Source organism: Idiomarina fontislapidosi, assembly GCF_003226255.1.
In the GTDB taxonomy this organism is placed as follows: domain Bacteria; phylum Pseudomonadota; class Gammaproteobacteria; order Enterobacterales; family Alteromonadaceae; genus Idiomarina; species Idiomarina fontislapidosi.
This window is the reverse complement of record NZ_QJST01000014.1, coordinates 65,573-75,294: the sequence shown is the minus strand read 5'-3', so window position 1 is coordinate 75,294 and position 9,722 is coordinate 65,573. Positions and strand designations below refer to the sequence as shown.

Below are 9,722 nucleotides of genomic sequence, written 5' to 3'. Positions count from 1 at the left end.
GTGATCGGATAAAACCGAAACAGGTGATCGGTTTAAACCGAAATGGGTGATCGGATTGAACCGAAATGAGTGTTCGGATTCATCCGAAACATGCAACTTCCATAGAGCATTATCCCTGGACGGTTCCACTCACCGAGATTATCTGTGTTAGACATCAAAGCTGCCGAGTTGGCTAAACTCAGGGAAGCACCGAGATAATCCCTTAAGGATTGCATTACCAATGTTTGGTAATTAAAAAATTGAACGGAAATTGCATCCGCAGTGGCAAAATGACTCATCAAGTGCAACGAGCCCACTTGCTTCGCCCGCCCGAGCTTATTCCAAATTTGAACAGCACGCGTCGGTGTAAAACCTAAGCGATGAAGCCCCGAGTCTACTTTTAGCCAGATAGAAAATGGTTTCAACGGTGTGTAACTAAGTAAAGCCTCCACCTGCCAAGCAGTGTGTACAGCTAGCCACAAATCGTATTTATCAACCAGTTCCAATTCTGATGCTTCAAAAATCCCCTCAAGTAACAATATAGGAGACCGAATACCTACAATGCGCAGAGACAATGCCTCCTCGATACTTGCAACAGCAAAAGCTGAAGCAGTATCTTCCAGCGAGCGAACGCATTCCACAGCCCCATGTCCATAAGCGTTAGCCTTTACCACAGCAAAGGATTTACTACTACCTGAACACTAACATCAGGTTCACGTTTTTATCGATAATTTTCTTAAATATTGAACTACCTACAAAAAAGTCCATTTTATAATTTGTACCTTAGCTATCTACTTAACTGCTGAAATAAATTTTCCCACCAGAGCTGACCAAACGCTTTATTCATATGAGTTAAGTCATTGTCAGGGTGCTGTGTTCCATCGTTAGCATGACCAGACGCCATCCTAACTGACCCTCGAGTGAAGTCGGGTTTAGTTGATCGTTTATTGCAAATCGTATCAAGAGGCTGGCTGATGACCGTTGCTTTATAAGATAAAAGTGACTCATGGCTATTCATAAGTTCAATGTTTTTTAGATACTCGGGATCAATTTCTTGGTCTTTCTCAATTTCAGCAGCTTTCATTGGTGTATGTCCCAATACCACCATCTTATCAGTGACATGCCTAAGTTGACTTAAGACTTCATGCGCAAGAGTATTTTTAAAAGTGTCTGCAAGGTGAGCATCACTCAGCTGTTCAGAAACGAATTTGTTGTGACGAAAGTACGGGTAAAGCCCAAGACCATATATTAAAAAAATATCGTATGCTTCAGGGTCGATTTCCGAGAGTCCTCCAGAAGTTAACTCCAATGAACGACGCAGAGCCCCACTCCTTGCCACAAGTCTGTAGTTCGTCGTATCTGCAATGAGGTCACTCATACCATCTGAACCTTTCGCAAAAAATGTGACAGACGAAAATATTCCAGAGCTCTCAACGATGGAAACTGAGTCTTTTAATGCACCAACATGGCTATTACCAATGACACAAAGCCGCATTATTTAGTCCCTCCAAAGCTACCCAGAATTTCTTCCTCACACTTTGCATCCTCTTTTGAAGCTCCTAGAGCACCCGTAACTTTTAATTTCTGACACTTAAAGAATGTGTCCATAACGAAGCCGACACCATGAGGATTAACAGAGCGCATATTGGGCTCAAAGAACGCGCCTCTAAACACTGGACTATTTATGATTTCGTAAGAGGGAAAGTAATCTATCTCATCATTTTCACAAGATAAGCTTCCCGCAACAGCGCGCAAGATAGACTTTGACTCCATCGTTGCAACCAGAACATTGTTCCCGGAATAGGTCGCAGTGAGAGGTACCGGAGAGACCGTTAGAATGAACTTAATTTGAGGATTAAGCTCTCTCATTATCCCCATTGCATCGTACAAGGATTTTTTTATTCCCTCGTATTGCTGGTTGATAAAACCATGCTTACGTTCGTCAAACTGTCCTGCTGCTGTTCCGGGACACATAGGATACTCGTAGCCATACTCTTTATTAAACCAGCTCTCCGTCAACCCAAGTGTAAATACAAAAATATCACAGTCAGTGATACTTTTTTTAAAGGACTGAATCGTTACACGACGCGTTTTATGAACTTCGTCAGCCGACGCAAATCCATTTGGCTCAACAATAGGTCTGAAAGGGTCGTAGTAGCGCCCGCCCTGCTCCCAAACCTCTTCTGGAGCGGTCTCTTTGCCTGCAGCCCACGAGCACCATTGTTTAAGCAAAGACGTTGTATAAATATTACCCGTTCGTGATGAAAAAATGTCAAAATTAAAGCGCTTTTTGTTGTCTTCACTTAAGCGCTGTGGCGGCTTTTCGGTTCTTAACCACTTGAAGCCACGTCCATCTAAGGCTCTACCGATATGTTGAGCGAAACACGAGCCATAGGTAGCGATCTGAGTCTTGTTATCAATTTTATGCTTAGGTCGCCATAAATCGGTAATATCGAACATACTACGTTCTGCAACAAACGGCCGCCAAAACGCTTCTTTTTCTAAACTTTTATATGGATTTGTCATAACACACCTTGCAACGCCTTAACTGAAGCAAATTCGCTGAGGTTATTCTCAATCACCCAGCTCTGCCAACTGTCGACCTCGCTCCATCCTGATAAAAATACAAAGTCCAACCCCGCATGTTGTGCCGATTCGTAATCGTATTTGCTGTCACCTATGAATAATGCGGGCTGTTGAATATTCCCATTGGCCAATTCGCGATCTAAGATGTCCTTTTTGGGTGTGGGGCTACCAAAAATACCACCATCAAAAAGTGATGCTAAACCCCGTTTCTCGAACACCAATCTCAACTCATCCTGGTCGCCACCTGAAACAATCAGCCAACGACTGTCAGAGGTCTGTTTACGAAGATCACCGAGTCCTTCAGCGACGTCGCATGTCAACAAGCCATCAACAACCTCAGCAGCGTAACGCTCTAACAGCTCATCCAACCTCGGCCCTTCAACATCAGGTGCGATGGCATCTAGAAAATGCGCAAATTTTTTATAGCGTGAAACTCCACCATTTTCAGTGTGGTATTTCACAAAGGCATTGGCGGCTTCCTCACCATACGGCAGTGTAGCCTTATAGAAAGCATTCGTTTTTACATGGTTTGAATTAAGGACCACACCATCGCAATCAAATACCAACGTCCGATATTCAGCTACTGACCTCTTCATAGCGGTACCAGCCCTTCTCTCACCATACATTCAGCCAGCACAAAGTCTTCAGGCCAATCAATATCGTGTGCAGTAAGTTTGTCCAATGCATGCAGATAAGGTCGGTTTCCTATTCGGTCGTCGAGTTGTTGATACACCTCGCTCGATGCTAAAAATGCCCCGCTATTCACTTCATGAATAGGCTTTAACGTCTGCGTCCGCGGCCACTTTTCGACGTTTCGGTCATAGTTGATTGGCTGTCCATCCTGCCACAAGAACGCGTGTAATTCGGTGGTCGTCATCAGCGAGTCATAGCCAGCCTCTAACGCATTGAAGTAAGCGCTGATAATGTCGTCGTATTGCGTTGAATTAATAAACGGCGACGTTACGTGCGTCCAAAGAATATGACCCTGGGGTATAAGATCTAGCGCGTGTGCGACAAGTGCGTCCGTGCTGGTGGCACTCGATGCCAAGCTATCATCACGGCGGTGGATGCGCAGTTTGTCAAACTTAAGACCCTCAACGTAGTCAATAATGTCCTCGTCATTGGTCGATAACACCACCTCATCTAAACGTTGTGAGTTCAGAAGCTGTTTTAGCTTAATTTCGATTAAGCCAAACTCAAACCCCGCAAATGGCTTGATGTTTTTGCGGGGAACACGTTGACTGCCGGCACGGCAGGGTAAAAAACAGCTAACTTTACCTGACATCATGATAACCCGTAGATACTAAGCTTTTTAACGTCATACCGCGATGGTGTTACAGCAATGAGCTCTACGGCGCCTTCCGTTTGTTCAAACTTCTTGACCACTGCATTCATTTCTTCGTTGCGGGGATCACCGCTTGAGTACCCATCAAAACCTGCCATTAACACACGTTTCGCGCGGCCACTTGCAAGAGCCGCGAACGCGTAAGCCATGACCAGCGATGTTGGCGTTTTACAGCTAGTTTCGCCAAAAGCAAAGCCGTCTTTATCCACATCCAGACCAAAATCATATAACGTCTTTGCAGATAAAACGGCTTTTACATCCTCCGGTAACATAGCAATTGGTGTTACCAATGGCTGTGGCAGTTCGGCGTGGCGCTCGCAGTCTGCCAACATACGTACCGGATGGCAGGCGAAACGCACATCAATCAAATCACCGTCAATCGCTGTCTGGGTGTTAAGTGCGGCAACAACAGGTTTGTTTTTCTTGATGTACTGTTCAATCGCGCTTTTGTGAGCCTGAACCCCCGGACCTGTTCCCAGTAAAAAGATTTCTTTCCCTTCGAAAAGGCTTCTGGGATTCCAGTTACCCTCGGTTGCACCATTCAAAAAGTGCCGTGCCGTATCTAACGTGTCAAAACTGAACTTTTTGCCACCCTCTTTACGCAGGTGCTCAATCACCGCCAACACGTCTTCTTCGCTGAAACGAGCGTCGCTCAGCATCTCCTGAATGTAGGTCGGATGGATACCATATTTGCCTGAAAGGTAGTAGTACGGATTTGTTCCCCAACCATAGTGCTGTTGCATTGGCTTAAAGTGTTTACGGATAATGGTCATCAGTGGCACAATATTTAGAGATGTTCCGCGACGCTGAGCAATCTCAATTGCCAGCTCTTCGGTGCGTGAATTACCTGGCCCTCGTCCCATACCCGTTACCGTAGCGTCTACCCAAGTCACGCCGTCATCCAATGCTCGCAAGGTATTAGACAGCGCCAAACCCAGATTATCATGAGTGTGGATACCCAACTCGCCTTTCCATTCGCTGCGCAGCCAGCCTATGATGTCAGACGCTTGAGCGGGACTCATGCTGCCCATGCTGTCTGCAAAATACAGAGCATCCAAGTCGTAACCAGAGGCCAATTTTGCTAGCGCCTTTATTTCATTCTCACTACGCTCGGCCACTTGCATTAGATTGAAACCAACTAAATAGCCTTGCTCTTTAAGCCAATTTACCGCTTCTAGTGCCTCCTCAAACTCGTGCACATGGCAAGCAATGCGAACCAAGTCGACGGGAGAGTCTGATGCGGGGGCCGGAAACAACGTTTCGAGAGCAGCCGTCATTGATTCAAGACCCACCAATTCGCTGGCATTGACCATGACACCAACCGTCAAGCGAGCGGGAATAGGTAAACTACGTAGGTAACTATCAGTAGTGTACGCACACGCTCCTTTAAAGCCGCTATTTTTGAGTGAACGCAGACCGAGTTCTACCATATCGACACCTGCGGCATCCATCGCTTCTAGGTATTCTTTGACCAGCTCTGGGTCAAAATTCCACGCGTTATAATAACCACCATCTCGCAACGTACAATCTAGTAACTTCATTGAATTTCCTTAAACTGGTTTACCGTACAAGGCTTCGACTCTCTTGAAAAAAGCTTCGTCTCTCACCCTAAACGACTTTCTCACGGTATCTTTTAAAAACCACTCTGAATATGTCTTTTGGTACCGTAAATGCTCATGCAGTCTCCAGATAGCAAGAGTGATTCGATGAATACCACCAAGATCCTGAAACCATTCTGGGTTAGATATGCTCTTAGATGCTAATTTATCAAATATTGCTTTTAACATCTTAAAATAAGACTCTAACTGCGCTTTGTCGCCATCTTTGTAAGCGTTCAATGCTAGCAATAAAGTCGAGACTGCCACATTTAAACCAAAGTGATGGTAAGGGGTTTGCCATTCATAGCCCAGAACTTTGCTTGCAACTTGCAAAGCCTGCTCCTCGTCACCCAAACTTAATAAGTAATGCCAGTAAGCCGTTATAAGTGATCCAGTTAAGCAATCTTTATCAAGTTTTGATGCGTTAGCAAACTCCAGTTCCTGTGCACTTGCCAGAAGCTCATCTGCAATCGTACCTAACTTAAAAGGACTTTGCGCGGCGCACTCAGCAAGTTTATAACAATAAATTACGAACGCATTAACTCTAACGGGTATTGCGCCTTTATCATTTAAAAGCGATTGCTCAGCAATAAAACGCGTGGATTGGTTACTGTTTTGCCGTAAAGGGCTGCTGCCAAACCAAAGCGTTTCCTTCGCCTCATCAACAGTTTCACAGCATAGCGTACTTAAGTGAAAGCGAGGCTCAAAAAACTCTAATCGAACACTTTCTTCTGTCGATATCTCGATCGCTTTCGGAATACCCTGAGCTTTGATGACATCAAGTGAGACGGTGTGAACTTGGCATAAACTCGAACTAATATTACTAACCTCTGCCTGAAGTTTTTTATCGGACGAGAGCACTAAAGAAAAGCTCTTAGCTCTATCATCAAGGTACGTAACTGTAGCAACGAAATGTAAAGAGCTAGCCTCATCGCAGGGCTCAGCCCCGACAACCACTTTGTCATTATCAATAAAACTCACCGCTCGTAGTGTTGAGCGGTTTTCATCTACTTCTGTCATGAGTTACTATGCCTTTTACTAATTCTGGACTCTCGAATAGCCCTCTCAAAAAGCGTATAAATATCCTCGTAAGGATATTTAAATGCTGAATGATCCCAAGTCATCGCCATAAAGTCGAGACCTGTTTCCGCGATCCTTTGCAGATTACCGCTTGTGCGCGCATGGTAGTTCTTTGCCGAAGCAGCAAACCCCTGAGTGTGATCGGCGAGTTTTTTTACAAACTTATAATGACGTACTGGAGTAATATGATGAGCGACAATTTTGGGGTTAACCTCATTGCCGCCGCGCTTAACTGAATGAAACCCCTGATTGAGCATCATACTTGGCTCAAATCTAACCAAACAAAATTTGCGCAACGAATCAAATGTACCGAACAAGCGCCAACGAATATCAAAAGCAAACGAAACAGGCCAATTGTCGCCAAACGCCCATTTTATAGAAGGGTAATCCTGATACCGATAGCTTTCATTGCGGGGTCGACAAAAGCAGTGAGTCATTGTTTCAATATAATTTTCGGTAGTTACCTTAGAATCTGAGATGGAATCTGGAAGTAAGTCAATCAACAAGCCAAATATTTGTTTATGAGATGCCTTAGTATCAGAAACATAGTTTGCCAATGTAGAGTAGCCCTTCGGCGGATCGACAAATTCATCTGAGTCAACAGTTACCATCCATGATCCTGTCTGCTGAAGCATGCTCGCACAGGCTTTTATCCAATGGCGCTTAAAATTCTTAAAGTCGCCAACGCGCGGTTTGCACACCATGATATCAGGATCATTAAATACTCTAGTGAGAGGCTTTTTTGAGTCATCATCGATCAAAACAAATCGTTTAACTCCCATTGCACGATAGTGATTTAACCAATTTTCTAGGAAAAAAAGATCATCCTTAATGACTGAATAAACTGTTAACTCGTCAGATTTTTTCACGGTAAAGCCACTTTTAATCAAGAATAGCTTTTCAAACTCGGATGCGAGTTGATCAGAACGTATTAACTCATCTATTGCCTTATCAAACTTGTCGGTATAAAACCTTTCTGCCTTAGCGCTCTGTGCTAACTGTAAAAAGGTATAATATGCGTTCGCATTCTGTAAGAGACGCATTTTGGGGTCCGCAGTAACATAGTTGCCACCGCGCGCATTGAGGGGAGGTTTTTTTACTGGTGGAAACTCGACTTCTTTGTGCTGATAACTAAAATCATTGACTTCACAAAACTCAGGAAAAGTCTTTGATAAGTTCTTCAAATCAACACCATGGTTGCTAACTAGTGTAAGTTCTGGATAGCGATTCAAGCTATGGAGGATCAACGAAATCTCATCATACTGTCTCGACATTAACTTGTGATCATAGCCTACCTCACGATATAGCCACGTTGGGATAGTTATTCGTCCAGAGGTACCATCTCCCCAATTACCAGAAAAGTGGTGAATAATGGTATTCGAAGAGACCAAGTCTAACGTTTGCTGAACTTCTTCTTCAGTAATAAAGTTATCACCATCTAAACTTGAGTAATACTCGCCATTGATAAATCGTTTGAAACTATTTTTCGCCCAACAAAAGTGCCAGTATGGTAGCGGTTTTAATCGATGAAACTGCAATAAACCAGTCAATAATGCATTTTGACAGTGAGCCTTAATATAGTTTTCCACTTGATCATTATCATCAAAACAAGCTAAATGGATATTTACTCGACCTGCAAATTTTTTAGCCACTTCAAGATTAGCTAATAGTGTTCCCTCAATATCTTCAAAGCGATTCATTACCGGGATGCAATAAGAGATGACAGCGTTATTTTCCATCAATATTTCCATGATTTGACGCAGATTTAATAAATAAGTAAGCCTACAGACTCACACACCGAAGGTGTAAACATAAAGTTAACAAGTGTTTAGAATAACATATTTATCAGTGTCGGGAAAAGACGGTAATGCTTTACAAACTCTCTATTTGCTTTAGCTTGTCTGCGGTGTTCAGGTATTTGGCTTAAAACATCTCTAACTTTACAAGCTAAGTCGTGGGAGTCCCCCTGTTTAAAAAGCGGATTAGGGTATGTGAACTCATCGTTTATATCCTTATTCGCACCGATATCGGAGAGCACCATAGGTACCGCATGAGCTGCCGTTTCAATCGGTTTTAACGCAGAGACAATATCAGTTACCGGAGTCGAGATACGTGTATTAACCACAACATCTATCGCGCTATAAAGAACCGACACCTCGTGAGGAAGGATTCGGCCAGTGAAGTAAACGCGATTCATTACTCCTTGAGCTTTAGCTTCAACCATTAGCTCTTCACGAATCGGGTCAGAAACATCCTTTTCGTCGTGCCCTCGCGCCATCGAGCCACCAATGAGCAACAAGCCCACATCCTCTGGCAGTTCCTTTAAAGCCCGTATAATTAAATGAAGGCCCTCATAATGATTAAAGGTTCCGATATATGCCAATACAAACGGCTGTGTTACCCCATAACGAGCTTTCACTTCCGTCGCTAACCTCTCACGCTCCTTGCCTAATTCTGGTATCGCAGGTAGTGTAGAAAGACTGTTGGGTAATAATTGTACTTTTTCACTGCTTACACCTCGCTCCACTAGTATGCGCTGCATAAGCTTGTTCAACGTTAAAACGCGCGTAGCAGAATTTGCGACGTCCGCTTCTCGAGTTTTGGCATACTTAAAGTCTTCACTTTCAATCCACTTTGGCTCTTTAGTGGCGCGAGATAACTCCCAAAAACCTCTAACCTCGTATATATATGGCTTACCCAAGTCCTCGCATGCAAGCTTGACAGGCCAGGCATTTTCCCAGTTCGATGCAACCAAAATTTGGCCAGGCTGATAAGTGCTTATAAGCTCTTTAACTAATTTAGTAGCACCCTCAAGCCATTCGGAAAAGTACTTGGCAGATGGCGGTTTTCCACTTGGGGACTTAAAGAACAGGTAGTTTACTCCATCGATACGGTAATGCGGCTCAACATTATTAGCGTCTATACCCGGCACAGAGAACACACGACCGAACCGATTTATTACGGTAACTCGATATCCATTCTTTACGAACCCTTGAGCAACCGCATGTGTTCGGACGGCATAACCATCACTACTGAACGGAAATGAGTGATCAACGAAATAGAGCAATTGTTTTTTCATTTAAGCGCCGAGTTGTTGCATTCATGCATTACTTAGCACTTATCCTACATAAAGG

At 43.8% G+C, this 9,722-nt stretch carries 8 protein-coding genes and 1 pseudogene; all 9 read right to left on the bottom strand.

What is annotated here, in order from left to right:
* Positions 1–32: 32 nt before the first annotated feature.
* A pseudogene (locus tag DFP83_RS12070) lies at positions 33–659 on the bottom strand (alanine racemase); the annotation flags it as partial.
* 107 nt (positions 660–766) lie between these two features.
* Positions 767–1,474: a hypothetical protein gene (locus tag DFP83_RS12065; RefSeq protein WP_110576084.1), complete on the bottom strand. Its 708-nt coding sequence runs from the start codon at positions 1,472–1,474 to the stop codon at positions 767–769.
* Positions 1,474–2,505 (bottom strand): GSCFA domain-containing protein, encoded by a 1,032-nt coding sequence (locus DFP83_RS12060; protein ID WP_110576082.1) that lies wholly within the window; start codon positions 2,503–2,505, stop codon positions 1,474–1,476. The genes DFP83_RS12065 and DFP83_RS12060 overlap by 1 nt, the downstream gene beginning before the upstream one ends.
* Entirely contained in the window at positions 2,502–3,161 is a 660-nt protein-coding gene (locus DFP83_RS12055; protein ID WP_110576080.1) for an HAD family hydrolase, read from the bottom strand. The genes DFP83_RS12060 and DFP83_RS12055 overlap by 4 nt, the downstream gene beginning before the upstream one ends.
* Positions 3,158–3,853: an acylneuraminate cytidylyltransferase family protein gene (locus DFP83_RS12050; protein WP_110576078.1), complete on the bottom strand. Its 696-nt coding sequence runs from the start codon at positions 3,851–3,853 to the stop codon at positions 3,158–3,160. The genes DFP83_RS12055 and DFP83_RS12050 overlap by 4 nt, the downstream gene beginning before the upstream one ends.
* Complete coding sequence (locus tag DFP83_RS12045) at positions 3,850–5,451, bottom strand: aldolase catalytic domain-containing protein (RefSeq protein WP_110576076.1); 1,602 nt, start codon at positions 5,449–5,451, stop codon at positions 3,850–3,852. The genes DFP83_RS12050 and DFP83_RS12045 overlap by 4 nt, the downstream gene beginning before the upstream one ends.
* A 9-nt stretch (positions 5,452–5,460) precedes the next feature.
* A complete protein-coding gene (locus DFP83_RS12040; RefSeq protein WP_110576074.1) occupies positions 5,461–6,528 on the bottom strand; it encodes a hypothetical protein in 1,068 nt (355 codons plus the stop codon).
* Positions 6,525–8,327 (bottom strand): glycosyltransferase family 2 protein, encoded by a 1,803-nt coding sequence (locus tag DFP83_RS12035; RefSeq protein ID WP_157981560.1) that lies wholly within the window; start codon positions 8,325–8,327, stop codon positions 6,525–6,527. The genes DFP83_RS12040 and DFP83_RS12035 overlap by 4 nt, the downstream gene beginning before the upstream one ends.
* Before the next feature lie 89 nt (positions 8,328–8,416).
* Complete coding sequence (locus DFP83_RS12030) at positions 8,417–9,667, bottom strand: glycosyltransferase (protein WP_110576070.1); 1,251 nt, start codon at positions 9,665–9,667, stop codon at positions 8,417–8,419.
* Positions 9,668–9,722: the final 55 nt, after the last annotated feature.